The organism is Desulfurellaceae bacterium (assembly GCA_021296095.1).
Lineage (GTDB): Bacteria > Desulfobacterota > Binatia > Bin18 > Bin18 > JAAXHF01.
Genome location: JAGWBB010000018.1, coordinates 14,136 through 40,173, shown reverse-complemented (window position 1 = coordinate 40,173; position 26,038 = coordinate 14,136). Strand labels below are relative to the sequence as shown.

Sequence of the window (26,038 nt, the reverse complement as noted above, 5' to 3'; positions counted from 1 at the left end):
CAGGTCACACACTGGACGCTGAGTGCTGCTTGTCTCTCAGGCACGATCCGCTGTGTCATCCTTCGCTTTGCTCGGTCTGCACGGCCATGCCATCCGCCAGACGGTTCAGGCGACTGACCGCGACCACGTCATCCGCAGCAAGTCCTTCCACAATTTCAATCCACTCCCCGTCCTCGACCCCAGACCGCACCTCGCGCGAAGTCACCACACTCTCTTTGACCACAAACACCCGCTCCACCCCGGCATAGCGCGACAGGCCCAGACGCGGGATGAACAGGGCTTCTTCTTCGCCCAACACCCCTGTGATGTGGGCAAAATAGCCGGGCCGCAGTTTGCGGTCCGGATTTGGAATCTCGGCTTCGATGAGCAGGGTACGGGTTCGATGATCGACCTGAGCGGCCATGCGGGTCAGCCGGCCTTCGAACATCTCACCCGGCAGGGCTTCGACCTCGACATGCATCGCCATGCCGATCCGGGCCACGGCGGCAAACCGTTCCGGGACGGGCGCCCGCAGCTTGAGCGGATTCACCACCACCACCTCAAACAGCTTTGAGGCGGCGGTTTTATACTCACCCGGATTGGCGAACCGCTCTTGGACGAAACCGTTGACCGGCGACACAATCCGGGTATCGCGCACGCGCTTTTCGGCCAGGGCCAGGGCTTTCTTTGCCGTTTCGACCTGGGCGGCGGCGACTTTGTACTCGGCTTCGGCGGTATCGCGGCGCTGGGGAGGAATAATCTGCTCGGCAAACAGTTCCTGGATGCGTTCGTTTTCGGCGGCGGCCCGGATATACAGCGCCTCGGCCTGTGTGACGGCACTCTCTGCCACATCAACCTCAAGAGCCAGTTCTTCCTTTTCCATTTGGGCCAGCATCTGGCCACGGTTGACCTGATCGCCAAAGTCCACCGCGACCGTGCTGACATAGCCCTCCTGCTTGTTCGACAGGATGATCGTCTCATGGGCAAACAAGGCCCCCTGGCCGCGGCCGGTGCGTTGGATGAGACGCGTGACCGGCGAGGCGACCTGGACCGTCAGGGCTGGCGGGCCTGCCGCCGCAGCCTGATCAGCCTGGCCGGCTTTGGCCGCTTCGGCCTGGACGCCCTCGGAGTCCCCGTACTGGCAACCGCCCAGCAGTGCCAACAGCGGCACCACAACGACCGACACCAGACGGCTCACGATGACAACTCCTTGTAGCCGTTATAGTCGGGACTGAGCACCCCATGCATCAGCAGGTCGAGCAGAATCTCGGCATCTTCCGAGGCTGAGCGCGCCGTCAGCCCAAGCGCCCGCTGCTGGAAACAGCCCCGCATCGACTCGCTCAGGGCAAAGGCCGAGGCTTCGGTGTCATGCGGACGCAGCACTCCGGCATCGACCGCCTCTTGGAGCGTCTCCTCAATGAAGCGGATGTAGTCGAGGTACAGGTCCAGCGTATGGGACGCCTCGGGATGGTCTGGAGAGGCGGCCAGCAGGTTACGCTCAAGCAGCAGCATCTTGAAAAAGTCGCGGTTGGTATCGCTCAACTTCAGAACGGCTTCGACTAGACACACGATTTTTTCGAGCGGGGCGCCCCGCACCTGGTTGGTGAAGTTTTCCATCCCCTGTTCAACTGCGGCTTTGAACAGCTCTTCTTTTTTGTGGAAATACAGGTAGATCGTGCCCTTGGCGATCTTGGCCTCTTCTGCTACGCGATCAACGGTTGCCCCCTGAAAGCCGTACCGCGACACCACCCGACACGTCGCGTCCAGGATTTCCCGGACGCGGAACTCGCGTAGCATCTCCTCTTTCGTACTGGCTGAATTTTTAGTCATATGACTGACTATACAGTCAGTCATCAATACCGTCAACAGCCAATGTCAATCATGGCGTGAGGATGGCAAGCCCCTCAGGTGGCGTGGCCTGATTCAGCTCCGCTCTTTGGAGGGCCTACTTGCCCTGAAACTGGGGGCGGCGCTTTTCCATGAAGGCGCGCACGCCTTCACGGTAGTCCTGGCTCTCGGAGCACGCGGTCGATAAGGCGCGGATCTTGTCTGCGTCCCGCAGGGCTGCGGCCTTGGTGCTCTCGCGGACAAAGAACTTGTGGGCGGCCACGCTGAGCGGGGCGTTGTCGGCCATCTTGGTGGCGTACTCGCGGGTGAAGGATTCGAGTTCGGCTTTGGGGATGACCCGATTCACCAGGCCCATGTGGCGGGCTTCTTCCGCCCCGTAGGTCCGGGCGGTCATCAGAATCTCTGCCGCGTTGGCCGCTCCCACGACCTGCACCAGGCGCTCCACGCCGGTCTCAATGGCATACGCAATGCCCAGCCGGGCGGCCGGAATGCCGAAACTCGCGTCATCGGCACACAGCCGCAGGTCGCACATCAGGGCCACAGAGCAGCCGCCGCCCCGGCAGAAGCCGTGAATCATGGCCACCAGCGGCTTTTCCAGCTGTTCGAGGCAGCGCAGGGCCGCGCCGGTGGCGCGATTATAGACGCCCATGGTCTCTTTTGAGGAGCGGACCTTGCCGAACTGCGAGATATCGGCCCCGGAAATAAACGACTCCTCTCCCCCGCCACGGAGAAGCAGCACCCGCACGGCCGGGTCGGCGGCGGCATCGGCGACGAGATCGGGCAGGGCTTGCCACATTTCCAGACTGACGGCGTTGCGTCGTTCGGGCCGGTTAAACACGAGCCAGGCGAGCGGTGGCTCCTTGTGTAAGAGCAGGGCGTGATCAGGCATGGCGTCCTCCTTCCCCGTCACGGGTGCCGGTGTGGGGAGAACAATAGCCTGGGGCAGCCTGCCGTGTCCAGTCAACCGAAATTTAACACTGGAGTTGGCGCAGGGGATGGGGTAGGATAGCGGGAACATTCACACATTCTGCTCATTTCTCTGAGCGGAAGGAGGCTAATCGTGTCAGATCAATGGCGAAATGACGGCCCGTCACCGGCTGATGAACTCTTCCAAGCCGTCGAGGAGCTCAAAAGAAAAGCCCAGCGGTTCAAGGGCTTCAAAGGAGGTTGGGGAGCCTTTGGCCTGATCGGCGTCCTGGCCCTGGCTCTGTGGTTTTATGTTGGCCTGTACATTGTCGGGCCTGGAGAACAGGGCGTTGAACTGATGTTCGGACGGGTGTCAGCACTGACCGAGCCGGGCCTGCGCTGGCGCTGGTGGCCGATTCAGCGCTATGCGGTGGTCGATGTCAAACAGATTCGGAACGCCGAGGTCGGCTTTCGGACCCGTGGCGTGCCGGGCCGGGGCATACGCGGTCAGGCCGACCCCCGACCGGAAGAAGCCCTGATGCTGACCGGCGACGAGAACATCGTCCAACTCCAGCTGTTTGTCCAGTATGTGGTCAACGATCCGGTCAAGTTTCTGTTTGGGGCGTCCGACCCGGAGGGCATTCTGCACTCCTCGGCAGAGGTTGCCCTGCGCGGCGCGGTCGGCAGCAACACAATCGACCACACCATGACCGACGGTCGCCTGGAGGTCCAGCAGCAGGCGCACGCCGCCCTCCAAGAGCTGCTTGACGCCTATCAGACGGGTCTGTTCGTCACCGAGGCCAGACTGCTGGCCGTCGATCCGCCGGGCGAGGTCCAGGACGCCTTTCATGACGTGGTTCGGGCGCTGGAAGACCGCGACCGTCTGATCAAGGAGGCCGAGGGCTACCGCGAAGATATCGTGCCCAAGGCCCGGGGTGTAGCCGCCGAAGTATTCCAACAGGCCGAGGCCTACAAAGCCCAGCGGGTCATCCGCTCTCAGGGCGATGCTGAGCGCTTCTTGCAGATCCTGGGCGAGTACAAAAAGGCCAAAAAGGTCACCCGTGACCGCCTGTATCTGGAGAGCGTTGAGCGGATCATGCCCGATGTGGAAAAAATCATTCTTGACGCCGGCAACAGCAACGGCGTCGTGCCCCTGCTGCCGCTCAAAGAGCTGGGGGGCATGGCGGCGGCCGGCGGAGCGGTCCAGGCCGCGCCCAACAACTAAGGAGGGACAGCATGGCACGCCTGCTGGTTGGTATCAGTTTAGTCGTGGTTTTTGCCTTTGCAATTTTGCGACCGGCCTTCACCATTGGCGAGTGGGAGCAGGGGATCATCCTCCAGTTCGGCCAGTGGCAACGGACCCTGCGCGACCCGGGGTTGTATTTCAAAATCCCCTTCATGCAACAGCTGATTCGCTTTGACAAGCGCGTCCTGACAACCGACGCCCGTCCGGCGGAGTATCTGACCCTGGACAAAAAGCGGGTGTTGATCGACCATGTGTCGCGCTGGCGGATTGAACACCCGCTTGAGTTCTACCGTAGCGTCCGTAACCCGGATCAGGCCCGGACCCGCCTCGACGCCATTATCTCTGCCCGTCTCCGCCAAGAACTCGCCAAGCATAATTTTCTGGACGTGATTCGAGAAGAGCGGGAAAATATCATGCAGGTGGTGACCAAAGACACCATTGAGACCTCAAAGTCGTTTGGCATCGAGGTCCGTGATGTCCGGATCAAACGCCTCGACCTGCCCAAGGAAGTCCAGGCCAGCGTCTTTGCCCGCATGCGCGCCGAACGGGAACGGATCGCCAAACGCTATCGGGCCGAGGGCGACGAACAAGCCCGCGAAGTCCGGGCCAGGGCGGAACGTGAGCGCGAGATCATCCTGGCCACAGCCTACGAAACGAGCGAAAAGCTCAAGGGTGAGGGCGACGCCGAGGCGACCCAAATCTACGGCGACGCGTTTGGTCAGGACGAAGAGTTCTACGCCTTTACCCGCCGTTTGCAGACCTACGAAAAAATTCTGACCAACGGCACTACCCTGGTGCTGCCGGCCAACTCGGAACTGCTCAACTACCTGCAAAGCCCCGGCAGCGATTACAACCAGGAGAATGAGCTGCCGGCGGTACAGGAGAGCACGACCGGCAACGGTGATCCGTCTGCCGCGCTCGGCACTGCCCAGGACGCAGGCGAGGGCTAGGCATGCCAGGGCTGCTGCGCCTCCTGCTGCTGGCTGCGGCGGCCTACCTCATCTATCGTGGGGTACGCAGCCTGTTGCGGCCGACCGACCGCTTGGCCAGCGATCACAAAGATCCCCTGGACAGGGTTGGCACGCCGCTGGTCCAGTGCGCCGAGTGTGGGCAGTTCATCCCCGAGCCGGAAGCCATTCGGGCGTCCATAGGCGACGCGCGACGCACCTTCTGCAGCCCCGAGTGCCGGGCCGGCGACCCTCGGGGCAGACCTGATTCCTGATCAGCGAAATGCCGGAATGATCTCCTGGGCGATGAGACGGGTATTTTCCTCGATATAATCGGCGGGACAGGCCGACGGCAGCATGACCATCTTTGCTCCGGCGTCGATGTACTCCTGCAGGCGCTTGCGGCAGTCCTCGGGCGTACCGGCCAGGGCGTATTTTCCGGCCAGCTTTGAGAAATCCTGGGCGTACTGCCTGCCCAGCCGGGTGGCGACCATCTCGCGGCCGGTGTCGCCGTCGGCGTGGGTGGCGGTAAAAATGAACACGCCGGGAATGAAGGACTCCACATCGCGGCCAGCCTCTTGGCGGTAGGCTTTGATTTTCTCGATGCTGTCGTGCAGCTGCTCGGGCGTATACATATACGGCAACCAGCCATCGGCGTAGGTGGCGGTGCGCCGCATGGCCGGGTCTTTACGACCCGCAACCCAGATCGGCGGCCGGGGTTTCTGGACCGGGGCGGGCTCGATCGTGACCTCGTTCAGGGTCGTATACCTGCCGCTAAAAGACACCTTCTGCTCGGTCCACAGACGGCTGATCACCTCCAGGGCTTCATTGGTCCGCGAGCCGCGCTGCTTGACCGGCACCCCGCAGGCCTCGAACTCCTTGGGAAACTCCCCGCCGACACCGACCCCGAAATTGTAGCGGCCGTTGGACGCCACATCGAGCGCCGAGCCCATCTTGGCGACCAGGGCTGCCGGATACAGCGGCAGCAACACGATCGAGCTGATCAGCTTGATCTTTTGGGTCGCCCCAGCCGCCACCGACAGCGAGATAAAAGTATTCCCGACCGGCCCGTGGAACATCACGTGCTCGCCACAGCCTAGATAGTCAAAGCCCAACTCTTCCGCCCGGCGGGCAAATTCCGCAGTCTTATCGGTTCCCGGCAGCGCGGTGCCAAATTCGATGTTCGCCATTGAGCGTCCTCCTGCGTGTGAAAGTGCTCCCCTTCATAGCCCCGCAGGGCCGGGGGAATCAAGCCGAGTTGACACGTTTCGACACGGACCACTATGCTGAGCGGCCGTGGCGTCTTCCTTTTTGAGCCGGATTGCCGAGGAGCGGATTCACGACGCCCAGCAGCGGGGCGTGTTCGACAATCTGCCCGGCCGGGGCAAACCCATTCCGTCCCACGACCAGAGAACGGTGCCCGAAGACCTGCGCCTCGCCTACCATATTCTGAAAAACGCCCACATCCTGCCGCCCGAAGCCGCCCTCCACAAAGAGATCCACCAGCTGCAAGATCTGCTGCAATACATTCAGGAAGACGGCCAGCGCAAAGCCCTGGTCAAAGAAATCGAGTGGAAAATGATCCGTCTCGATCTGTCCAAACGGCGCTCATTGTCGCTCGGCACAAGCCGTTTCTACGGCCGCAAGTTGATCCGCAAATTCCTCCGTCGCCCCCGCTGACCGCCCGGCCTCATTCGTCCGGCCGCTCACCCATCCCCCGCCAGTTGCCCTGACGCCGCAACTGTTTGACGTCGTGGGCGGTTTGCCGCGCGTTGACCCCCATCGCTCCCAGCAGCTCGGTACTCATGTCGGCCGTAATCTGATCCTTGACGCTGCCCCGGCCGCTGGGATCGGCATTCATGAACGCCTCGATCTTCTCCTGCGGCAAACCCGTGTCGATGAACAGATCCAGGAACTGCAACAGGCCGAGCTGCCCCCGGTGCCGGGTATAAATGGCCAGCAGGCGCCGACAGCCGGCACACACCCGACGAAACCAGCCGGCCCGCTCGTAGCAGTAGCGACATCGCATGCCAAAGACCTTAGCCGCTCCAGGCTGAAAAGTGAACGATGATCTCTTCCTGATCAAGGTGGTCATCATCGTTCACTTTTGACGACACCGTTAGCCGATTTCCCCTGGACCGCTTTCCTGCTACATCTTGGCCATTACCGCACCGGAGGAATGTGTCATGGGTGTTATGCGACTGGGCTTTGTCCACGTCCGTGAAACCGATCTTGAGAAAGCCAGCCAGTACTATACGCAGGTTCTGGGCCTCCAGGAGGTCACCCGCCAGGACGGCAGGCACTACTTCAAGTGCTGGGACGAGTACGACCACCACAGTCTGGTGATAGAAAACGGCGGCCTGGGGCTGGTCAAAATGGGCTACAAGGTCGAGAGCCCGGACGACCTCGCGCGCATCGAGCGCGCCGCCCAGACCTTTGGCCTGAGCGTCGAGCGGGTGTCGAAGGGCGACAACCTGGGTCAGGGCGAGGCGCTGCGGTGTATCCTGCCCTCAGACCACGTGCTGGAACTGTACGCCGAAGCCGAGCAGCCGGGCACCAGCGTCGGCGTGCTCAACCCCGACCCCTGGCCCAGCCAACAGACGGGTATCGCCCCGTCGCGTCTCGACCATCTGCTGCTGACGGCCGAAGACGTGCAGACCACGGTTGACTTTTTCACCCAGGTGCTCGGCTTTCGGATGAGCGAGCGCATCGTGCCCGACCAGCACAGCCAGGAGCTGCTGGCGGCGTTTCTGTTCTGCTCCAACAAGGCTCACGATATCGCCTTTGTCAAAGGCCCGAACGGCAAGCTGCACCACTACGCCTTCTGGCTCGACAGCTGGAACGATATTCTGCGGGCCGGCGACACCCTGTCGCGCAACAAGCTCACCATCGATATGGGACCGACCCGCCACGGCATCACCCGCGGGACGACGATCTATTTCTTCGGTCCCAACGGCAACCGCAACGAGGTTTTCTCGGGCGGCTATACGACCTACCCCGATTTTCCGTGCATCACCTGGACGGCCGATCAGATCGGCCGGGCGATATTTTACATCCAGCAGGAAGTCAACGAGCGGTTCAACACCTATCTGACCTAGCCCCCAGCCGTCCGCTTCCCGACCCGGCACGACCGGGCCGGGCTGCTTCTCCGTCCAGCCCGGCCACACCTCACTCCAGGTTTTTCGTCCGGCTTGACAGGCCTGCAAACCGGCTTAGCTTTTGGACAAGCCCGGGCCGGCTGGCCCGCACCGCTGGAGGACACACATGGATCTCAATCGTTTCACCGAAAAATCGCAAGACGCCCTGCATAACGCCCAGGCCCTGGCCATTCGGCGCCGCCATCAGGGTCTCGACATCGAACACCTGCTGGCCACGCTCGTCGACCAGCAGGACGGCTTGACCCCCGCCCTGCTGGCCGCCGCCGGCATTGCGCCCAGCGCGGTCAGGGACGGCCTGGAACAGGACCTGAACAGGATTCCCCAGGTGTCCGGACCGGGTTCGGACAGCCACGCCGTGCATATGACCCCGCGTTTGGCCCAGCTGTTGACCCAGGCCCAGGACGAGGCCGGCGGGCTCAAAGACGACTATGTGAGCGTCGAGCATCTGCTGCTGGCGATGCTGGCCGATACGCGCGGGCCGGCCGGCCGCCTGCTCCACTCCCTGGGTCTGGACCGCGACAAGCTGATGGCCGCGCTGCAAAAGGTGCGCGGCCATCAACGGGTGACGAGTCAGAATCCAGAGACGACCTATCAGGCTCTGGAGCGCTACGGCCGCGACCTCACCCAGTTGGCCGACCAGGGCAAGCTCGACCCGGTTATCGGGCGCGACGAGGAAATTCGGCGGGTTGTCCAGGTCTTGTCGCGGCGGACCAAGAACAACCCGGTCCTGATCGGCGACCCGGGGGTCGGCAAAACCGCGATTGTTGAGGGTCTGGCCCAGCGGATCGTGCGGGGCGATGTGCCCGAAAGCCTCAAAAACAAAAAGCTGATTGTGCTCGACATGGGCGCCCTGATTGCCGGAGCAAAATTCCGGGGCGAGTTCGAGGAACGTCTCAAAGCCGTACTCAAAGAAGTCCAGGAGTCCGAGGGCGCCGTGGTGCTGTTCATCGACGAGTTGCACACCGTGGTCGGGGCGGGCGGCGCAGAGGGCGCGATGGACGCCTCGAATCTGCTGAAGCCCATGCTGGCGCGGGGCGAGCTGCACTGCATTGGCGCCACCACCCTGGACGAGTACCGCAAATATATTGAGAAAGATCGGGCCTTGGAGCGCCGCTTCCAGCCGGTCGTGGTTGACCAGCCGACGGTAGCCGACAGCATCTCGATCCTGCGCGGTCTGCGCGAGCGCTACGAGGTCCACCACGGGGTGCGGATCAAGGACGCCGCCCTGGTCAGCGCTGCGGTCCTGTCCGACCGCTATATCAGCGACCGCTTTCTGCCCGATAAGGCGATTGACCTGATTGACGAGGCGGCGGCAAAACTGCGCACCGAGATCGACTCGATGCCGAGCGAGCTGGACGAGGTGGCCCGCCGGGTCATGCAGCTTGAGATCGAACGCGAGGCGCTGCGCAAAGAAACCGACCAGGGCTCGCGCGACCGGCTCGCCGCGCTCGAAAAAGAGCTGGCCGACTGTCAGGCCGAGGCCGACCAATTGCGCGCCCACTGGGAAACGGAAAAGGCTGCCATCGGACACCTGCGCGAGCTGAAAGAAGAGATCGAGAAAACCCGGCTTCGCATTGAGCAGGCCGAACGCGAGTATGATCTCAACCGGGTGGCCGAGCTACGCTACGGCCAGCTGGCCCAGCTGGAGCGCGATTTGGCGGACGGAGAGGCCCGGCTGCAGGAAGGTGCCCGGCTGCTCAAAGAAGAGGTTGACGAGGACGATGTGGCGGCGGTGGTCTCGCGCTGGACGGGTATTCCGGTCGCCAAGCTGCTCGAAGGCGAGCGGGAAAAGCTGCTCCGCCTCGGAGACCACCTGCATCAGCGTCTGATCGGTCAGGAGGAGGCCGTGCAGGCGGTGGCCGACGCCGTCATCCGCGCCCGCTCGGGACTGAAAGATCCCAACCGGCCGATCGGCTCGTTTCTGTTCCTGGGTCCGACCGGGGTCGGCAAAACCGAACTCGGCCGGGCGCTGGCCGAGTTTCTGTTTGACGACGAAAACAACATGGTCCGCCTCGACATGTCCGAGTACATGGAAAAGCACGCCGTGGCCCGGTTGATCGGCGCGCCGCCGGGCTATGTCGGCTATGACGAGGGGGGCCAGCTCACCGAAGCGGTGCGGCGACACCCGTATGCGGTCATCCTGTTCGACGAGATCGAAAAGGCCCACCCCGACGTGTTCAACGCCCTGTTACAGATTCTGGACGACGGACGGCTGACCGACGGTCACGGCCGGACCGTGGATTTCAAAAACTGTGTCGTGATCATGACCTCGAATATCGGCAGCCAGCACATCCTGGGCTACCGCGGCGGGGACGACCCCAGCGCCTACGACCACATGCGACGCGACGTACTCGACGCGCTCCGTCACCAGTTTCGGCCCGAGTTCCTCAACCGGGTTGACGAGACAGTCGTCTTCCACAGTCTGTCGCGCCACGACCTGAAAGCGATTGTCGATATCCAGCTCGAACGGCTGCGGGCACGCCTGGCCGAACGGCATATCAGCCTGGACCTGACCGAGGGAGCCAAGGACCACTTTGCCGAGGCCGGCTATGACCCGAGCTACGGGGCGCGACCGCTCAAGCGCCTGCTGCAAAAAGAAATCGAAACCCAGCTGGGACGCAAGCTGCTGGCCGACGAAGTCAGAGACCACGATCATGTGGTGGTGGACTGGGACGGACAGCGGCTCAGTTTCTCCACGCAGACCCAAGCTCCGGCGGCAGCCTGAGCTTGCACGCGCGGCCGCCAGACCCCAAGCCTTGGGCGGCTACGCGCGCCGCCATTCTCGTTGACACTGGCGGGCATTTTCCATACGCTGCCCCCGTGGCGGCGCGCGAAAGAATACTGCAAACGGCGGGGCAGCTGTTTGCCATCCACGGCTATGCCGATACCTCACTGTCCCAGGTCGCTCGGGAAGCCGGGGTCAGCAAAGCCCTGATTCTGTGGTATTTCGAGACCAAAGAGCGGCTGTTCCAGACCGCCCTGCAACACTTTCTGGCCCCCTACGCGATCGACGAAAACATGCTGCGCGGCTTGAACGCCCGCCAGCAGCTGGAGAAGCTGATCACCGATTACTCGGACTTCATTGCCGAAAATGTTGGCTCGGTGAAGTTCATGCTCGGCCAGGTCGCGCGCGAAGAAGAAAACGCCAAAGATATGGTGGCCTACGTGAGCGAACTCTACCGGGTCTACCGCAGCCTGCTGGCCACCATTCTTGAGCGCGGTCGGCAGACCGGACACTTCACCAGCCTGGTCAAGCCGACCGAAGACGCGGCCCTGATCATGGCCACCCTGAACGGGGTTCTGGTCCAGCAGATTGTCGAGCCGGACAACGCCGAGACGCTGCGCGGCCTCCTGACCCGGGCCAGGCAGGTCATCCATGCCCACCTGTCGGGATCGCCAGACACCAGGCTGCCCCCTCCCCCGTTGGAGCCGTCCGCGGCTGATCCGGCGTCCCTTCAGCGCTAAATCCCCGCCCTGCGGGTAAGGAGGTTCGACCATGGTTGAGAAAACAATAGAACTCACCGGCATCTCAAAAGCCGGGCTTGAGGACGCCGTGTCGCTGGCCGTCTCTCGGGCGGCTTCCACCATCAGCGGCATCCAAGAAGTCGAGGTGACCGATATCAAAGCGCTGGTCGAGGACGGCAACGTCGCACTGTGGAAGGTCAAAATCAAAGCGACCTTCCCGGTCAAAGATCGTGTCCATGAGTAAAGCGATGCAAGACGCCAAAATTCGTGAAGTTGCCGCAGATATCTACCAGATCCACATGCCGCTGCCGATGCGGCCCAGCATCGTCAATATCCACCTCGTCCGCGACCAGGACGAATGGGCGCTGTTCGACACCGGCATGCACACCGAAGAGAGTGTGGCGACCCTGAAATCGGCCATTGCGCAGGTCGGCTGTCCACCCTCGGCCATTCGCAAGCTGATCTGTACCCACCACCACGCCGACCACTTCGGTACCTCGCGAACCTACAAGGAAATGACCGGCGCCGAGGTGTATCTCAACCCGCTGGAGCAACAGCGGGTCGAGCGCATGCAGTCCAGCCTGCCCTCGCCCGAGGCCATGGAGTTCTTTCGCGCCCACGGTATTCCGCTGGACGAGTTTCCAAACGGTCTGCCCTCCCCGGCCAGTCATTTTGGCAGCCGCTATATGCCCGTCATGCCCGATCATCCGATTGAAGACGGCGATACGCTGCATGTCGGAGACCGGGCGCTGCAGGCCGTCTGGACGCCGGGTCATACCCCCGGCCACTGCTGCTTTTATTTTCCCCAGGACAAGGTCATGATTGCCGGCGATCATCTCTTGCCCAGAATCACCCCCCACGTCGGCGTGTATTACTCCGGTCCCCAAAATCCATTGCAGGATTTCATCCGCTCGCACGAAAAAATCCAGGAGCTTGACGTCGAATTGGTCCTGCCCGCCCACGGCGGGAACTTCAAGGACCACCGCTACCGGGCCAAACAGATCATTCAGCACCACGTCTATCGGCTCAAGGAGATTCACGACCAGACTCACGCCACGCCCATCACCGCGTTTGACATCGCCATGAACATCTTTGACTTCGGCAAGGAGAAACCGCCCATTTTTCATATCATGGCGGCCGCGTTTGAGACCCTGTCGCACCTCCATCTGCTCATGTACGAGGGCAAGGTCGAACGGCTCCACGAAGACGGCTACATCAAGTTCGTGTCGCATTAGCCCCGGGTCCATGCGTTACACCATTCTCGATATTGAGACCCGCATCGACAAACGGCTGGTCCGGCAAGTGTATCACCCGGACGCCGAACTCTCGGACGAGGACGCCTACAGCCAGGTCCGGCAACAACTCAGGCAGGAGCAGGGCAGCGACTTCTTTCCCATCTCGTTCCACATCCCGGTCTCCATTGCCGTGGGTCAGGTCGATGAGGAGCACGTCCTGACCGCAGTCGAGACCTTGGCTGGAGAGGACGCCGACGAAGAAACCATAGTGCGGACCTTTTGGCAGCGTCTGGACCGCTTTCGGGGCACGCTGGTTACGTTTAACGGCCGCGGCTTCGACCTGCCCGTCCTCGAACTCCAGGCTCTCAAGTACGGCTGCCCGGCTCCGCAGTACTTTGGCGGCAAGGCCCGCTATCGTTTCAGCCAGGACGGCCACTACGACCTGTACGACTTTGTCACCAACTACGGCGCCCAGCGCCTGCGGGGCGGTCTCAATCTGCTGGCAAAAATGATCGGCCTACCGGGCAAGGTCGGGATTGACGGTTCGCTGGTCCAGCAGTACTGGGAAGCCGGGCGTCTGCCCGAGATTCATCGCTACTGCCGCCACGATGTGATCCAGACCTATTTTCTGTTCCTGCGGCTCGAACTCGTGCAGGGACGCCTGACGCCGGACCGGTACGCGGACATCGTCGAGCGCTCGGCCGGCTTTCGCCAGCAGCTTGACGCCCAGGAGTAGCGGGGGAGGGCCGTCAGGCGGCTTTTGCCGGGGCGGCGTGGTGCACCGACAGGCTGTGTCGGCGTCCGCTGATGCGTCGGAAAGGAGAGTGCAGGGCCGGGGCGGGGATGTCGTCATGCTCCCGGTAGCGCGTCTGCTGGACGGTCTTCCATTTGAACAGCCCCTGGCGCAGATAGTCTGCTTCAATATCCAGGGCTGCACAGATGTTCTCAAAGGAGAACGGCCACGAGGTATCGTTCGACTGAATCCACTCTTCGGTTTCCCGCAGCAGGCGGCGCTGCCGCCGGTTGGCTTCGGGAAGCGACTTCTGAAAGGTAGCGATGGCGTCTTCCATGACCGCCAGCATCAAGCGTCTTTCTGGCTGGGCCGAGCCCTCGGCCTGACGCCGGTCAAAGAACTGGGAGGGGACCAGGATATCGGCTTCGAGTTCTGCTACGCTGTACTTGTGTGTCATGTCGGACATTATTTCTCCTCGCTTCGTCCTGAGCGATACCAGATGTATAAGCACAAAGCGTACCAAAAATTTGAGACGAATAAAAGGCGAAAACAAGGAAATTCCCTGGATTTTCACGCCTTGTCTTCGACACTCAGGCGAACCTGGACTAAAAGAAGACATATCATTTTGAGTTGGCTGTCTTAAAGTACGACACGGCTTTGCGCCCATGCTACCGCTCAGCTCAAAATCCAAACCAAGCCTTTTGCTGGCGCTGGCTCTCGTCTTCCTCCCCTGCGCGTGTGTGACCCAGACCGAACGCCTCAGCCAGCGTCCGTATGCCCCGCCTGCCAGAGAAGACAGCGTCTGGGAAGAACTCCGCGCCGGGTTTGGCCGGGATTCTTCCCGACAAGCCTTTTACACGCGCGCGGCACAGGGCATACAAGAAAGCGTGGCAGCCTGGTTCGATACTAAAGAAGAGCGTGCAGACAAAGCCGCCGAACGGGACGCGGCCCGCCGTCAGTATGAAATCGAGCGACAACAGGCCATCCGCCGCGTCCGCCAGCAGGATACGCTCGCCGGCCGGATAGAGATCCGCCAGACACACAGGAGGGAGCCATGACCAGCCCGCAGCCCAGCCAAGCCAGCTATCGCGTTGTTGTAGACAGAGACATCGCCATGCAGACGCGTGACGGGGTCACGCTCTACGCGGATGTGTACCGGCCGGATGCGGACGGACGGTTTCCCGTGCTGGTGGTCCGCACGCCGTATGACAAAAGCGTCGATATGGCGCTGACCGAGAAGGACTATTTCCCGTCGCGCGGCTATGTCGTGGTGGTCCAGGACACCCGGGGTCGTTTTCGTTCAGAGGGCGACTTTTATCCTTTTATCCATGAGGGCCGGGACGGCTACGACACGATTGAGTGGGCGGCTGGCCTGCCGTGGTCGGACGGCCAGGTCGGCACGGTCGGCCAGTCGTATCTGGGTCTGGTGCAGTACTTTGCCGCGCCCGAGCGGCCACCCCATCTGCGGGCCATGAGCCCGGTCTCGGGTCCGGTCAGCTATTACGAAAATTGTACCTATCGGCGCGGGGTGTTCGAGCTGGGCTGGATGCTGGCCTACTTCACCACCATGCAGCGCAACACCCTGGAGCGTAAAGGTTTGTATGAGCAGTACAAGCCGCTGCTGGACGCCCGGGTCGCGTATCCGGACATGCCCATGTCTCCGCTCAAAAAGGAGGAATACCGGCATCTGCCGCTCAGCGACTGGGCCGAACGCTTCAAAGATGGCGCACCGTATTTTGCCGATTTTCTCCGCCATCCAACAGACGGCCCGTACTGGCAGGCGCTCGACCTGCGCCGCCAGTTCCACAACATCAACGTGCCGATGCTGCACGTGGGTTCGTGGTACGACGTGTTTCAGTATGACACCCTGAGCATGTACAGCGGTCTGCGGCAGCAGGCCCTGACCCAGGAAGCGCGCCGCAACCAACGCCTGTTGATGGGTCCCTGGGCCCATCTGCTGCCCTACGCCCAGCCCACCTCACGGGGAACGGGCGACATCGACTTCGGTCCCGAAGCCCTGATCGAGCTACACGACGTGCAGCTGCGCTGGTTCGATTATTTCCTCAAGGGCATAGACAACGGCGTGACCGACGAAGCGCCGATTCGGCTGTTTGTGATGGGCGACAACCGCTGGCGGGACGAAAACGAGTGGCCGCTGGCGCGCACGCGCTACACCAAGCTGTATCTGCACAGCGGCGGGAAGGCCAACAGCCTCAACGGCGACGGCGGCCTGTCTGACTCGGCACCGAACGAAGAGCCCCAGGACGGCTATGTGTACGACCCGCACGACCCGGTGCCGACCCGGGGCGGGAGCACCCTGGGCATGGCTATGGGCGTGCTGGATCAAACCAAGATTGAGCAACGGCAAGACGTGCTGGTGTACACCGGGGAGGCGCTGAACGACGCTGTCGAAGTCACCGGCCCGATTTCCCTCAGCCTCTACGCGGCGTCCTCGGCGCCCGACACCGACTTTACCGCCAAGCTCATCGACCTGCGCCCGGACGGCTATGCCCAGAACATTGCCGAGGGCGTGATCCGAGCCCGCTTCCGCGAGTCGCATACCGCACCGTCCCTGATTACACCGGGCGAGGTGTACGCCTATACCATCGACCTGTGGGCTACCAGCTACGTGTTCAAGGCCGGCCACCGCTTCCGGCTCGAAGTCTCATCGAGCAACTTCCCCCACTACGACCGCAACCCGAACACCGGCCACGACTTCGGGGTCGATAGCGAACTCCAGACCGCCCAGCAGACGATTTTTCATGACAGCCGGTATCCGTCACACCTGGTGCTGCCGGTGATTCCGCGTTAGGGGAGCGGGCGTCGGAATGAAAACACAGCTTGCTCTCACTGGAGACGCGAAAACACTCGACGCTCTGAGCCGGTTTATCGTTCCCCCTAAAGCCATTCAGGGAGAAGACACGGTGGTCTATGTCGAGGCAGGGTATAGGACAGAAGAGGAAACCTTTGCGGCAGGAGACAACATGGCGCCGGTTGGGGCGGACATTGTCGAGAAAACAGGAGTGCTCATCGCCTTGGCGCCGTTTGTGGCTGAAGGAAAGCGGACAGGATGAGGAAGGCCACCACGGTTTTGAAGAAGCTGGTTAATCACGCCGCAGCAAGGCGTTGGTTCACTACGCGCCAGAAGGTCGCTACCGCTTCCTTGTCGGACTCAAAGAAGTCCTCGAAAAAGCCGTTGCTATTCAGTGGGGGGGGATAAGCGTAGCGTTCGCCGTCTTCACCAAATTCGGTGGCCCAATCCGCCGGCTCGCGTGGATCAAGGACCTCAAAGAGCCGAGCCGGATACAGATACGGACGCCCTTCATCGTTGAGGATACGAAACGCATCGGCCTCAACCCCGATCACCATATACTGCTGGTGCGAAGAGAGGTCGGGATAGCGAGCGTTTCGCCTACGGAGCTTGACGATCATCTTTCAGCCAACCTTTTTACGTCTGACCTCGACGCGCCCAATACCCGGATGTTCATACCAATGGTACTCGTAGCGGTTCCTCTCCGTGTCGAAGGGCAGGCTGCTTTTTTTGACCCGCTTTGATCTCCTGCCGCCACATGTCTCCACCAATCGTTGAACATCCCGGATGCGATTCCCCTTCGCAATAACCCGTGACTGAGCTAAGGAACGAGGGGCCAAAATCAGCCGGGGAGTTCGTGCCACTTGGCGAAGCGTACTAAGGAGGATTCCTGTTGACAAGAGCTGTGAGAGAGGTCTCCTACCCCTGCCCGAGCACTTCCCTCCTCATCTGATTTCTTGTGAATCAATGATGTCACTGATACGCTATCTCACGAGCATGGAGACCCAAGAGAAGAAAGGTTCGATGGACAGAGGGAACGAGCAATACCTTCCGCTGCGAGAGGCCACACGGCTTGCGGAGGAATGTTCACAAAAGAGGATTGCGGTCATTGGCATCGATTTTGTGCACATCCGAGAGGGCAAGGTTCAGCCTCACGTCCCGATCAATTCGGCGGACTGGTCGCCTTTTCTGCAAGCAGCGCACTGGCAAGACGCTGTTGCTCAATGTAGCGCTGCATCCCTCAGAGTCCTTGCACGAGAAGAGAAGGAAGATTCGGAACAGTTCTGTTCCTTGGTTTTCTTTAGCGAAGAAGAATGGACAGCCGACGCCCGACCGCAATCTGACCAGTCTTAGAACGTTTCCCAACCGAAGCCAATCGGCCAGCGACGCCATCACACACCGAAGGCGGAGAGGTTCCCAGTGAGAGCGCCTCGCCGCTTGAGGAGTAACAAAGCCTTCGATTTGCGAAGAGTCAGCAGATCTTCTTGTTCAACAAGCTTTGTCGCTTCCTGTTGCTCGCTCTCGGTGAGGTTCCGCTGGCGCTGGGCAGTGAGCAAGTCTTGCAGCCGGCGGGTGTGAACCGGGGGAACGGTCGTTCGGGCGACGGCGAGCAACTCATCGTTCGATAACCCATCAAGTCCCATCAGGCCCTCTTCTGGAGCAGGATGTATCCATGCCAAGACAACCTCTTCGATTGCCTGTTGGGTTGTTTTTGCGACCTGCTGGGCTTGTCGGTAGAGCGCATCAGGGAGTGTGAGCGTTATAGAATGCTCCGGCATAGGCTTTCCTTCAAGCACAATGAACATGACCTCTGAGTCCTTATGATCCACTATCTTCCGGTAGACCGCGGACGATGCTTACCGTTTCCAGGCTGACGCGGACGACTTGGCCGACGAGGCGGACGATGTATTCTTCGTCGTCGAGACGGTTGGGGTCGGAGCGGATGCCACTGCGTTTGTCCGTCTTGACACGGTACTGGTCGATGACCCACTCCAGGGCGCTGCGGTTGCCGAGGCGATAGGCGAACACATCCGGGGGAATCCCGGCCAGGGTGAGCGAATCGTTGACTATCAGGGCGGTTTTGTCCTTGCTGAGCTTTAGGCGCTCTACGCGGTACGAGAGCGGCACCTCGTCCGATTCGATCCATTGCAAATCATACGGCTCAAGGTCTTCGTATTCGAGATGCAGCCGGGCAAGCTGTTTACCGGCAGAAGCGAAGGCCTGAAAGTCTGGGGCAAACGGAATGCGCGGCAGCTCACGTTTCAGGTTATCGGCGAACTTCTCCCGATAGCCGGAATGGTGCAGCAGGCCATAGACGTAATAGAAAACGTCCCATTTGGTTATGGTATTGTCGTTGTAATGGTCGCGGAACTGCTGAAGCCCCCAGTCGGTAATGTTCTCACGCCGGTTCGTGCCGTCTTCGTTGTAGACGTAGAAGGGAAAGCATTGGGCTTTCTCAAAGGCTAGGTCTAAAGGAGGAATCAGATTGGTGACCATGCAACCAAAATCTTTACGATTTCCTACGCTTGGAACGCAAATAAGAAGATTTTCCTTCTCGGCATCCGTTGTCGGAAAGATGTAGGGCGAGATGCCTTGGCGATGATTCATGATGGAATCAAAGAATAAGAAGCGTTTCGTGAAAGGGCGATAGAGGGCGTTCCTCATTTTTCCTTCTTCAAAATCCGTATAGAGGCCACGCGCAAATGTCTCCTTAAGCCTGCTGCTCCACTTGAGCTTTGATTCATCATTGACAACGAAATTATCGATGTCCTTCGGCATCTTTGCTCGCTTCCAACGGTCAATCTCGCTGTTATATGTTTCGATGCTCCTTTGGACTTGATCGGCCAGTTGATTTTTATCAAAGCAATAGACCCACGCATCCCGGTTGGTATTGACGCCAATGGAGAACGTTTTGAAAAGTGCCTCTTCGTCTCTTTGCTTATTCGCTTTCGTTTCTCGACTCCCGATGGGGAGTAGTGCCCTGAACTCATCAGCGTGTGGAGGAAGAATCCAGGTGTGTCTCTCGTCCGGTTGCAGGGTCCGCCATTCTACCCCTGCAACGTTCTGCTTCTTTGTCAGCCAAGACAGCTTCTCTTCCTTACGCCAGCCTTCGGGAACGCGATGATACAGCAAGGTACGGTCCACGTGCTGCCCCTTACGAACAGCAACCGTAATGCCGACGCCAACCTGGATACCGAATACGTTGTGAGTTGTCCCGCTGAGCTTGGGATTCTCCCGGACGTTGCCGTGCAGATCGACGTGGTAAATACTCGTGAAATCTTGCAACAGGTTTTTCCTTACGCCATCGAAAGTGGTTTGATCCACGAAGCTGTTATTGGTCACAAAGCATACAATCCCGTCCCGCTCTTCCAGCCGCTCTACAGCCCAGCGAAAGAACTTCACGTAGGCGTCAGAGAGCTTGTTGACATTGCTCGCCCTGGAATCCTTGGCATACGTGACTCTGATACGCTCATCGATGACTTTGTACTTCCGGTTTTTGTTGTTGTCGTTTTCGTTAATCTGTCCGACGTTGTAGGGCGGGTTGCCGATAATAACGGTAATAGGGGCGGTCTTCTGGCGTTCTACCCGTGCGGTGTTCTCCTCGGTCATAAAGGCAAATTGTTGCTCGCTGCCCTCTGCCAGTTCGAGCGTGTCAACAAAGCACAGGCCGTCGAACGGCTCATACTCGCCGGTGCGTTCGTAGTAGGCATGTTCGATGTTGAGCGCGGCGATGTAGTACGGCAGCAGCATGACCTCGTTGGCAAACAGCTGCTCGGTGTACACGCGCCGCAGGTCGCGCCTGGGAATGCGGCGCAGGAGGTTCACCACGAAATTCCCGGTTCCCGTGCAGGGGTCGAGAATGTTCACGCCCGGGTCGCTGAGCTGCTTGCCAAACTCTTCCTTGAGCACCTGCTCGACGCTTGAACACATGAAATCGACAATTTCCTGGGGCGTGTAGACGATGCCAAGGGTATCGGCTGCCTTGATTGAGTAGCCCTGAAAGAAGCGCTCGTAGACGGCGTTCAGGAAGTGCTGCTTCTCGCTGAAATCCGTAATCGTTCGGGCGGCGGACTCGATAGCCAGATAGAACGGGTCGAGCCGTTTCAGAAATTCATGCCGGTTGAACGCCCTGCTGACCAAGGCGTCGATGACTTTTTCCACCTCGGCCGCAATCACGTTCCGGCGGGTAAAATCCTGACTGTCAAAAATCGTCCGAATGAGCCGCTCGGTCAAAAGATGCTGCACCAGCATCTCGTCAACCGCCGCTTCACTGATGTTGGGATTCAGCGAGTCCTGGCACAGCTCAAAGAAACTGGCAACCGCCCGCTTGAATCTGGCGTTGGTGGTGTGGGCAGCCTGGATGATCTGGACAAGGCCGCGGGCCAGGTCCGGCACGCGCTGCTTGAAATCGCCCACCGCCGTGCCGAAGTCCTCATGGGCGGGTTCCGTGTACGAGAAAAAGGTGATGAGCAGGTTGCTGAGCTGTTCCCGCTCGGTCAGGTCAACCTGCATGGCGACCTGACCGTTCTGGTACAGGTAGGCGTGTCGGGTGTCTTCAAAAATCGTGTTTGTCAGCGGATAGCCTTTGGCTCTTTTCTTCTCGATTTCGGCTTCAAGCCGATCTTTCGTGTCCTTGGCTTCCCAGTAGCCGCGGTTGAGGAAATACTCATCCCGAAACGTCCCGTCAGGCCGGATGGACCCCAGCGGCAACTCCGGGATGAGCGTCCAGCCGGCCCGCCGACCGGTCTCGACCAGCAGATTTTGAAAGGCCGAACGCACCGCCCCTTCATGCGTCACGCCCTGCTCAGCGTAGGCGTCCAGAGCCGCGTAGTAGTCCTTGATGTCTTTTGGTTTGGCAGCCGCGGCAATCGGCATGGGTGTTCCCTCGCAACAGGAGCTTTTATGCCCTTGAACAGCAGAGTGTACAAGGACCAGGACACTCTTCAGGATATGATTTCTTGTGAATAAATCAGACGACTGATAGACTGCGCTTATGAGCGCCGAAATCCATGCAAAGAAAATCTTGAGCGTCCCTGTTCCAGCGACGATGGAAATGTTCATTAAGGAGCGTATCGCCAGTCAGGGCTTTCATACGGTGAGCGAGTATGTCCGCTCCCTCATTCGTGCCGACCAGGACCAAGCAACCCGGCAGCAGCTGGAAGCGAAGTTGCTGGAAGCGGTGGAACGGGGCGACTACCGCGAGTTGACCCCAGAGTTTTGGGATCGCCTTGAAGGGATCGTCCGAGAGCCGACGGCACGAAAAAATCAGCCTGGAAAGTCGTGAAACGGCAGCTTGTTGTTGAGCGAGCGGTGGAAGAAGACCTCGTTGCAACGACCACGGATATTCTGCAAGATAGTCCGTCTGCTGCCAGGCGATTTGTTACAGCCGCACGCAGGACGTTTGAACAGTTAGCGCAACAACCGGAAATGGGCAGACAGTACCAGACTTCCCATCCACGGTTACAGGGACTCCGCATCTGGCGCATTCGAGGGTTTACCAGACATCTTATTTTTTACCGTGTCACAGAGCAGACCGTTTTCATCGAGCGTGTCCTGTACGGTGGACGAGATATCGCTCGGATTCTGGATGGTGGGGACTGATGCCGAAGAATAGGGAGGACAAATGAAAGCACTTGTCGTCGGAGGGACTGGCCCAACCGGCCCGTTTATCGTCAATGGCCTGATCGAACGGGGCTATGAGGTCACGATTTTTCACCGCGGAACCCACGAAATTCCCGAGATACCGCCCCAGGTCGAACATATTCACGGCGACCCGCACTTTCGGGAAACCATTGATGAGGCCCTGGGCACACGAACCTTTGATCTGGCCGTGGTGACCTATGGTCGCATCCGCTTTGTGGCCGAAGCCCTGGTCGGCAAAGTCGGCCGCTTTGTCGGGGTCGGTGGGGTGGCCAGCTATCGGGGCTATATGGACGCTTATGCGCTGTTCCCGCCCGGCCTGAAGGGGGCGGTTCCCGAAGACGCGCCGGTGGTCGATAGCGAGGAGGAACTGCGCTTTGCGTATCTGATTGCCCAGACCGAGCAGGCCGTCCTGGAAACCCACCCGACCGCCGCCTACTTCCGCTATCCCTACGTCTACGGCCCGTACCAACTCGTCCCCCGCGAGTGGAGCGTCATCCGGCGTATCCTGGATAAGCGGCCGTATATCATTCTGCCGGATGCCGGGCTGATGCTGTTTACCCACGGCTATGCGGGCAATCTGGCCCACGCCGTTCTGCTGGCCGTGGATCAGCCCGAAGCCTCGGCCGGCCAGCTGTATAACTGTGGCGACGAGCAGCAGTTCAGCCTGCGTCAGGTCGTTGAGGTCATCTCCAAGGAGCTGGACTACGAGTGGGATATTGTCAGCATGCCGCACCATATCGCCCGCCCGTCCCATCCGTATGCCATGCAGCAAAGCTCCCACCACCGGGTCGTCGATCTGACCAAGATCAAGAAGCAGCTCGGCTACACCGATGTCCACACGGTCGAAGACGCCCTGACCAGCACCGTCAGGTGGTATGTCGAGCATCAACCGGAACGGGGCGGGGAAATCGAGAAACGCCTCCAAGACCCGTTTAATTACGAGGGCGAAGACCGCCTGGTCGCCGCCTACCGGGACAGCATGGCCCACCTGGAGGCCATTCCGTTTGAGGTGGCCACCGAGCGCCCCCACCCCTACGCCCACCCCAAGGCTCCCGGCCAGACGCGCGACCATCGGGACCGGTGAGAGAGGACCAGTGATGCAAAAACACACCCTGACTGCCTATATCGAGTTCGATCCTGATACACAGCTTTTTGTCGGCACTATTCCAGCGCTCCCCGGAGCGCATACGCAAGGCGCAACCCTTGATGAGCTGCGACACAATCTTCAGGAAGTTGTTGAAGTGTGTCTGGAAGAAAGGCGAGAGCAAGGAGAAGAGCTTGAACTCACCCCGTTCATCGGTATTCAGCAGATTTCAGTAAGCGTGTGAGCAAACTCCCGATCATCAGCGCTTCCACCATGGAAAAAGTGCTGTTCCATCTGAAGTTTGAGGAATTCCGGAGAATATTGCAGGAGATATAAAATCTCATGAAGCCCCTGCTCATCCTCAAGACTGGCGACCTGCCCCGGCGGGTGACCGAACAGCTGGGCCGCTATGAACGGGCCTTTCTGAACCTGCTGGGTGACGAGCGGTGCGTGGTGCTCGACGCCCGTAAGGACACGCTGGCCGAGACCGACTGGGCCGGTATTATCGCCACCGGCTCGCCGGCCTCGACCTACGACGGCGATGCCTGGATCGCCCGCAGCGAGGGCTTTCTGAGACGGGCCGCAGACCGCGAGGTGCCGATCTACGGTGTGTGTTTTGGCCATCAGCTTGTGGCTCAAGCCTTTGGCGGCAGGGTCGAGAAATGTCCCCGGGGCTGGGAGCTGGGCACGGTCGGCCTCAGCCTGACTGCCGAGGGACGGGCCGACCGCCTGTTTGCAGACCTGGCGGACTCTTTTCTGGCCCACATGAGCCACGGCGACGTGGTCACCAGCCTGCCCCCGGGCGCGGTCAGCCTGGCCGACAATGAACACTGGCCGTACCAGGCGTTTCGGCTCGGCGAGCGTATCTGGGGCACCCAGTTTCACCCCGAGTTCACCCCGACGATTCTCCACAACCTGATTCATTCCCTGAGCGCCGCCCTGCCACCCGAGGCGTTTCCCGCCAAGCCGGCCGCCCTGGCCCTGCGCGAGTGGCTGCTGACGAGCGTCCGGGAAGCTCCGGCGGCCCAGCGCTGTCTGGAGAACTTTGCCCGCATCGGCCTGGGCCAACACAGATCAGAGATAGGACAGACGTAGCCGTCCTGAGCGGATGGCCTGCGTTGCCCGGGCCATGCCCTCGGCATCGTCCACCACCATCCACGGCCCGGTATGGACAAAGCCGTACAGCGGCTCCCCGGCCCGGAGCATCTCGACATAGGTCTGACGGGTGAGGCTGAACGGCGTCGGCGTGGGCATGAAATCAAAAACCCTGGGTTCAAGAATCTGACAGCCGGTGAACATATAGGCCGACAGCGGCTCATCCACCCCGGCCGGCTGGCCGCGTAAACGGCGCAGGCGGCCGCTCTGGTCAATCTCCAACAGACCGTAGCTGGCCGCGTCGGGATCGGGCCGTAGGACCAGGGTAGCCACGGCCCGGTTACGTCGGTGGGCGTCGAGCACCGCAGCCAGATCGAGATCGAGAATGGCGTCAGAGTTGACGACCAGAAACGTTCCGCCGTCCAGCAACGCCTGAGCCTGCTTCACCCCGCCCCCGGTCTCCAGCAGCCGCTCCTCAACAGAATAGGTAATCCGCACGCCGTAGTCTCGCCCGTCCCCCAGCCTGGCCCGAATCTGATCGCCCAGGTAATGGAGGTTGATCACCACCTCGTGGATGCCCTGCGCGCGCACAAAACGCAGGGCGTACTCGATCAGCGGGCGGTCCGCCACCGGGGCCAGCGCCTTGGGCGTCGTGTTGGTGAGCGGCCGCAGGCGGGTCCCCAGCCCGGCGGCCAGAATCATGGCACGCATGGCGAGCAAGGCGAACGGAGGTCTCTTCTCGATGAAGTGGCTCTCATCGTTCAGCTTGGGGAAAATGTCGGGCCACAATATCCTGCAAGGGACGATACTCGGGCAGGCGTTCGAGCACCCGGCGGATGGTTGCCAGGGTCGGCGGAATATAGCGGCTGTAGCCGGTCTTGTGCTTTTCCAGCTCCAGATAATAAAACCGGCCGACCACTTTACACGCTTTCTGCAACAGGCACAGGTTGTACTCGTGCCACACCGTGTCGTGTGACAGCGGATCTCCACCGGCCTGGTGCCAGGCGTCATAGTAATACTCGACCAGCCGGTGCTCCAGATCCGGGGCGATCACTGCCGGCGTATCGCGGTCGTTCAGCAGGGTCGCCAAGTCATAAGTGGCGGGACCCAGCAGCGCATCCTGGAAGTCAATGACCCGAATCTCGCGGTCGTGCACAAACAGGTTCCAGCTGTGATAGTCGCGGTGGTTGAGAAACGCCGGCGCACGATCAAGCCGCCCGGCAATGTCCTCAAACAGGGGCCGCAGCACCTTGGCATCAGCCTCGGGCAGCGGCCTGCCGGTTCGCTTTTCAAGCCCCCACTCGACAAAATGCTCAAACTCCCAGGCGAACAGCCGCCGATCAAAGCGCTGCTGAAAGGCGATGCAGGTGCTGTCGCGTTTACGGGTGCCGCTAATCTGGAGCAACAGCAGCTGGTCAATGGCCTGGCGGTACAGGGCTTCCGTATCGGCTGCCGAACCGGCCTGGGCGGCCTCGCGGAGCGGCGTATCGCCGATATCTTCGAGCAGCAGAAAGCCCTCTTTTTGGCCGTCGTAATACAGGTCTGGAATACGCATGCCGAGCGGTCGCAGAAAGCGGTCAACATTCACATACGGCAGCTCGGTCAGCGGCTCGGAAAACACCGCCAGTTCTTCCGACGACAGGGGCAGGGCGCTATCGGCCAGCACCATCACCACCACACTCGGCGGCCCGCCGTCGCGCAAACGCAGACGCAGGTAGCTGCGGCTTGAGGCGTCACCGGCCAAGGGCTCGACCGCCGCAATCTCAGCCCCCCAGGTTCGCTCAACCGCCGCCCTCAGCCCATCCGGCACGCTGGTATCCATAGCCGTACCGACTAGCAACCGGGCTGCGGCTTGTCAAAGCCGCCTTGCAAACGCCCCAGGCGTAT

Annotated in this window: 29 protein-coding genes; 17 read left to right on the top strand and 12 right to left on the bottom strand. The window is 60.6% G+C overall.

What is annotated here, in order from left to right; all coding sequences use genetic code 11:
• Positions 1 to 55: 55 nt before the first annotated feature.
• From J4F42_06335 to J4F42_06325, 3 genes are all read right to left on the bottom strand, one after another.
• Positions 56 to 1,177: an efflux RND transporter periplasmic adaptor subunit gene (locus tag J4F42_06335; protein ID MCE2485113.1), complete on the bottom strand. Its 1,122-nt coding sequence runs from the start codon at positions 1,175 to 1,177 to the stop codon at positions 56 to 58.
• The gene (locus J4F42_06330) at positions 1,174 to 1,776 is read right to left on the bottom strand and encodes a TetR/AcrR family transcriptional regulator (protein MCE2485112.1); all 603 of its coding nucleotides are present in this window, start codon (positions 1,774 to 1,776) and stop codon (positions 1,174 to 1,176) included. The genes J4F42_06335 and J4F42_06330 overlap by 4 nt, the downstream gene beginning before the upstream one ends.
• A 148-nt stretch (positions 1,777 to 1,924) precedes the next feature.
• The gene (locus J4F42_06325; GenBank protein MCE2485111.1) at positions 1,925 to 2,716 is read right to left on the bottom strand and encodes an enoyl-CoA hydratase/isomerase family protein; all 792 of its coding nucleotides are present in this window, start codon (positions 2,714 to 2,716) and stop codon (positions 1,925 to 1,927) included.
• Between the two features lie 171 nt (positions 2,717 to 2,887).
• On the opposite strand from J4F42_06325, the gene hflK reads away from it, so the two are divergent.
• The 3 genes from hflK to J4F42_06310 are packed head-to-tail and all read left to right on the top strand — an operon-like array spanning position 2,888 to position 5,201.
• The gene (hflK, locus tag J4F42_06320; GenBank protein ID MCE2485110.1) at positions 2,888 to 3,958 is read left to right on the top strand and encodes an FtsH protease activity modulator HflK; all 1,071 of its coding nucleotides are present in this window, start codon (positions 2,888 to 2,890) and stop codon (positions 3,956 to 3,958) included.
• An 11-nt stretch (positions 3,959 to 3,969) separates the two neighbouring features.
• Complete coding sequence (hflC, locus tag J4F42_06315) at positions 3,970 to 4,929, top strand: protease modulator HflC (GenBank protein ID MCE2485109.1); 960 nt, start codon at positions 3,970 to 3,972, stop codon at positions 4,927 to 4,929.
• 2 nt (positions 4,930 to 4,931) lie between these two features.
• The gene (locus J4F42_06310; GenBank protein MCE2485108.1) at positions 4,932 to 5,201 is read left to right on the top strand and encodes a hypothetical protein; all 270 of its coding nucleotides are present in this window, start codon (positions 4,932 to 4,934) and stop codon (positions 5,199 to 5,201) included.
• Here the strand turns inward: J4F42_06310 and J4F42_06305 are convergent, their stop codons facing one another.
• Positions 5,202 to 6,116 (bottom strand): LLM class flavin-dependent oxidoreductase, encoded by a 915-nt coding sequence (locus tag J4F42_06305; protein MCE2485107.1) that lies wholly within the window; start codon positions 6,114 to 6,116, stop codon positions 5,202 to 5,204.
• Between the two features lie 106 nt (positions 6,117 to 6,222).
• Here J4F42_06305 and J4F42_06300 point away from each other — a divergent pair, with 106 nt between their 5' ends.
• Entirely contained in the window at positions 6,223 to 6,606 is a 384-nt protein-coding gene (locus J4F42_06300; GenBank protein ID MCE2485106.1) for a DUF1992 domain-containing protein, read from the top strand.
• A 10-nt stretch (positions 6,607 to 6,616) separates the two neighbouring features.
• On the opposite strand, the gene J4F42_06295 is transcribed toward J4F42_06300, so the two are convergent.
• Complete coding sequence (locus tag J4F42_06295) at positions 6,617 to 7,024, bottom strand: hypothetical protein (GenBank protein ID MCE2485105.1); 408 nt, start codon at positions 7,022 to 7,024, stop codon at positions 6,617 to 6,619.
• Positions 7,025 to 7,112: 88 nt separating this feature from the next.
• Here J4F42_06295 and J4F42_06290 point away from each other — a divergent pair, with 88 nt between their 5' ends.
• The 6 genes from J4F42_06290 (at position 7,113) to J4F42_06265 (ending at position 13,520) form a co-directional block, all read left to right on the top strand.
• Complete coding sequence (locus J4F42_06290; protein ID MCE2485104.1) at positions 7,113 to 8,024, top strand: catechol 2,3-dioxygenase; 912 nt, start codon at positions 7,113 to 7,115, stop codon at positions 8,022 to 8,024.
• A gap of 166 nt (positions 8,025 to 8,190) precedes the next feature.
• Positions 8,191 to 10,809, top strand: a complete 2,619-nt coding sequence (gene clpB, locus J4F42_06285) for an ATP-dependent chaperone ClpB (GenBank protein ID MCE2485103.1) — start codon at positions 8,191 to 8,193, stop codon at positions 10,807 to 10,809.
• A gap of 95 nt (positions 10,810 to 10,904) precedes the next feature.
• On the top strand, positions 10,905 to 11,549 hold the full coding sequence (locus J4F42_06280) for a TetR/AcrR family transcriptional regulator (protein MCE2485102.1): 645 nt from the start codon (positions 10,905 to 10,907) through the stop codon (positions 11,547 to 11,549).
• A gap of 31 nt (positions 11,550 to 11,580) precedes the next feature.
• Positions 11,581 to 11,793 (top strand): dodecin domain-containing protein, encoded by a 213-nt coding sequence (locus tag J4F42_06275; protein MCE2485101.1) that lies wholly within the window; start codon positions 11,581 to 11,583, stop codon positions 11,791 to 11,793.
• 4 nt (positions 11,794 to 11,797) lie between these two features.
• The gene (locus J4F42_06270) at positions 11,798 to 12,784 is read left to right on the top strand and encodes an MBL fold metallo-hydrolase (GenBank protein MCE2485100.1); all 987 of its coding nucleotides are present in this window, start codon (positions 11,798 to 11,800) and stop codon (positions 12,782 to 12,784) included.
• A 10-nt stretch (positions 12,785 to 12,794) separates the two neighbouring features.
• On the top strand, positions 12,795 to 13,520 hold the full coding sequence (locus J4F42_06265) for a ribonuclease H-like domain-containing protein (protein ID MCE2485099.1): 726 nt from the start codon (positions 12,795 to 12,797) through the stop codon (positions 13,518 to 13,520).
• Between the two features lie 13 nt (positions 13,521 to 13,533).
• Here J4F42_06265 and J4F42_06260 read toward each other — a convergent pair whose 3' ends face one another.
• Together J4F42_06260 and J4F42_06255 are read right to left on the bottom strand one after the other, a co-directional pair.
• A complete protein-coding gene (locus tag J4F42_06260; GenBank protein ID MCE2485098.1) occupies positions 13,534 to 13,983 on the bottom strand; it encodes a hypothetical protein in 450 nt (149 codons plus the stop codon).
• A 214-nt stretch (positions 13,984 to 14,197) separates the two neighbouring features.
• Positions 14,198 to 14,560, bottom strand: a complete 363-nt coding sequence (locus tag J4F42_06255) for a hypothetical protein (GenBank protein MCE2485097.1) — start codon at positions 14,558 to 14,560, stop codon at positions 14,198 to 14,200.
• A gap of 11 nt (positions 14,561 to 14,571) precedes the next feature.
• Here J4F42_06255 and J4F42_06250 point away from each other — a divergent pair, with 11 nt between their 5' ends.
• Entirely contained in the window at positions 14,572 to 16,329 is a 1,758-nt protein-coding gene (locus J4F42_06250) for a CocE/NonD family hydrolase (protein MCE2485096.1), read from the top strand.
• A 16-nt stretch (positions 16,330 to 16,345) separates the two neighbouring features.
• The gene (locus J4F42_06245) at positions 16,346 to 16,591 is read left to right on the top strand and encodes a hypothetical protein (protein MCE2485095.1); all 246 of its coding nucleotides are present in this window, start codon (positions 16,346 to 16,348) and stop codon (positions 16,589 to 16,591) included.
• A gap of 34 nt (positions 16,592 to 16,625) precedes the next feature.
• On the opposite strand, the gene J4F42_06240 is transcribed toward J4F42_06245, so the two are convergent.
• The 3 genes from J4F42_06240 to J4F42_06230 all read right to left on the bottom strand — a co-directional run bounded on the left by J4F42_06240 (position 16,626) and on the right by J4F42_06230 (position 21,204).
• Positions 16,626 to 16,949: a hypothetical protein gene (locus tag J4F42_06240; protein MCE2485094.1), complete on the bottom strand. Its 324-nt coding sequence runs from the start codon at positions 16,947 to 16,949 to the stop codon at positions 16,626 to 16,628.
• Between the two features lie 771 nt (positions 16,950 to 17,720).
• Positions 17,721 to 18,134, bottom strand: a complete 414-nt coding sequence (locus tag J4F42_06235) for a hypothetical protein (protein MCE2485093.1) — start codon at positions 18,132 to 18,134, stop codon at positions 17,721 to 17,723.
• A 13-nt stretch (positions 18,135 to 18,147) separates the two neighbouring features.
• Complete coding sequence (locus J4F42_06230) at positions 18,148 to 21,204, bottom strand: N-6 DNA methylase (protein MCE2485092.1); 3,057 nt, start codon at positions 21,202 to 21,204, stop codon at positions 18,148 to 18,150.
• Between the two features lie 118 nt (positions 21,205 to 21,322).
• Here J4F42_06230 and J4F42_06225 point away from each other — a divergent pair, with 118 nt between their 5' ends.
• The 5 genes from J4F42_06225 to J4F42_06205 all read left to right on the top strand — a co-directional run bounded on the left by J4F42_06225 (position 21,323) and on the right by J4F42_06205 (position 24,151).
• On the top strand, positions 21,323 to 21,613 hold the full coding sequence (locus J4F42_06225) for a hypothetical protein (protein MCE2485091.1): 291 nt from the start codon (positions 21,323 to 21,325) through the stop codon (positions 21,611 to 21,613).
• Positions 21,610 to 21,930 carry a type II toxin-antitoxin system RelE/ParE family toxin gene (locus tag J4F42_06220; GenBank protein ID MCE2485090.1) on the top strand — a complete coding sequence of 107 codons (321 nt, stop codon included), beginning with the start codon at positions 21,610 to 21,612 and terminating at the stop codon, positions 21,928 to 21,930. Before J4F42_06225 ends, J4F42_06220 begins: the two co-directional genes overlap by 4 nt.
• 22 nt (positions 21,931 to 21,952) lie before the next feature.
• Entirely contained in the window at positions 21,953 to 23,056 is a 1,104-nt protein-coding gene (locus J4F42_06215; GenBank protein MCE2485089.1) for a hypothetical protein, read from the top strand.
• 13 nt (positions 23,057 to 23,069) lie between these two features.
• Positions 23,070 to 23,300, top strand: a complete 231-nt coding sequence (locus J4F42_06210) for a type II toxin-antitoxin system HicB family antitoxin (GenBank protein ID MCE2485088.1) — start codon at positions 23,070 to 23,072, stop codon at positions 23,298 to 23,300.
• Positions 23,301 to 23,398: 98 nt separating this feature from the next.
• The gene (locus J4F42_06205; protein ID MCE2485087.1) at positions 23,399 to 24,151 is read left to right on the top strand and encodes a gamma-glutamyl-gamma-aminobutyrate hydrolase family protein; all 753 of its coding nucleotides are present in this window, start codon (positions 23,399 to 23,401) and stop codon (positions 24,149 to 24,151) included.
• Here J4F42_06205 and J4F42_06200 read toward each other — a convergent pair.
• Positions 24,131 to 24,871: an NDP-sugar synthase gene (locus tag J4F42_06200; GenBank protein MCE2485086.1), complete on the bottom strand. Its 741-nt coding sequence runs from the start codon at positions 24,869 to 24,871 to the stop codon at positions 24,131 to 24,133. The two genes, J4F42_06205 and J4F42_06200, sit on opposite strands and share 21 nt — an antisense overlap.
• Before the next feature lie 34 nt (positions 24,872 to 24,905).
• On the bottom strand, positions 24,906 to 25,973 hold the full coding sequence (locus J4F42_06195; protein ID MCE2485085.1) for a phosphotransferase: 1,068 nt from the start codon (positions 25,971 to 25,973) through the stop codon (positions 24,906 to 24,908).
• Positions 25,974 to 26,038: the final 65 nt, after the last annotated feature.

Coding starts and splice junctions, on each gene's coding strand:
- J4F42_06330 (MCE2485112.1), bottom strand. CDS start 1,776: ATGCTACGCGAGTTCCGCGTCCGGGAAATCCTGGACGCGACGTGTCGG.
- J4F42_06325 (MCE2485111.1), bottom strand. CDS start 2,716: ATGCCTGATCACGCCCTGCTCTTACACAAGGAGCCACCGCTCGCCTGG.
- hflC (MCE2485109.1), top strand. CDS start 3,970: ATGGCACGCCTGCTGGTTGGTATCAGTTTAGTCGTGGTTTTTGCCTTT.
- J4F42_06310 (MCE2485108.1), top strand. CDS start 4,932: ATGCCAGGGCTGCTGCGCCTCCTGCTGCTGGCTGCGGCGGCCTACCTC.
- J4F42_06305 (MCE2485107.1), bottom strand. CDS start 6,116: ATGGCGAACATCGAATTTGGCACCGCGCTGCCGGGAACCGATAAGACT.
- J4F42_06295 (MCE2485105.1), bottom strand. CDS start 7,024: ATGATGACCACCTTGATCAGGAAGAGATCATCGTTCACTTTTCAGCCT.
- J4F42_06290 (MCE2485104.1), top strand. CDS start 7,113: ATGGGTGTTATGCGACTGGGCTTTGTCCACGTCCGTGAAACCGATCTT.
- clpB (MCE2485103.1), top strand. CDS start 8,191: ATGGATCTCAATCGTTTCACCGAAAAATCGCAAGACGCCCTGCATAAC.
- J4F42_06275 (MCE2485101.1), top strand. CDS start 11,581: ATGGTTGAGAAAACAATAGAACTCACCGGCATCTCAAAAGCCGGGCTT.
- J4F42_06270 (MCE2485100.1), top strand. CDS start 11,798: ATGCAAGACGCCAAAATTCGTGAAGTTGCCGCAGATATCTACCAGATC.
- J4F42_06265 (MCE2485099.1), top strand. CDS start 12,795: ATGCGTTACACCATTCTCGATATTGAGACCCGCATCGACAAACGGCTG.
- J4F42_06260 (MCE2485098.1), bottom strand. CDS start 13,983: ATGTCCGACATGACACACAAGTACAGCGTAGCAGAACTCGAAGCCGAT.
- J4F42_06250 (MCE2485096.1), top strand. CDS start 14,572: ATGACCAGCCCGCAGCCCAGCCAAGCCAGCTATCGCGTTGTTGTAGAC.
- J4F42_06245 (MCE2485095.1), top strand. CDS start 16,346: ATGAAAACACAGCTTGCTCTCACTGGAGACGCGAAAACACTCGACGCT.
- J4F42_06240 (MCE2485094.1), bottom strand. CDS start 16,949: ATGATCGTCAAGCTCCGTAGGCGAAACGCTCGCTATCCCGACCTCTCT.
- J4F42_06235 (MCE2485093.1), bottom strand. CDS start 18,134: ATGTTCATTGTGCTTGAAGGAAAGCCTATGCCGGAGCATTCTATAACG.
- J4F42_06230 (MCE2485092.1), bottom strand. CDS start 21,204: ATGCCGATTGCCGCGGCTGCCAAACCAAAAGACATCAAGGACTACTAC.
- J4F42_06225 (MCE2485091.1), top strand. CDS start 21,323: ATGAGCGCCGAAATCCATGCAAAGAAAATCTTGAGCGTCCCTGTTCCA.
- J4F42_06215 (MCE2485089.1), top strand. CDS start 21,953: ATGAAAGCACTTGTCGTCGGAGGGACTGGCCCAACCGGCCCGTTTATC.
- J4F42_06210 (MCE2485088.1), top strand. CDS start 23,070: ATGCAAAAACACACCCTGACTGCCTATATCGAGTTCGATCCTGATACA.
- J4F42_06205 (MCE2485087.1), top strand. CDS start 23,399: ATGAAGCCCCTGCTCATCCTCAAGACTGGCGACCTGCCCCGGCGGGTG.
- J4F42_06195 (MCE2485085.1), bottom strand. CDS start 25,973: ATGGATACCAGCGTGCCGGATGGGCTGAGGGCGGCGGTTGAGCGAACC.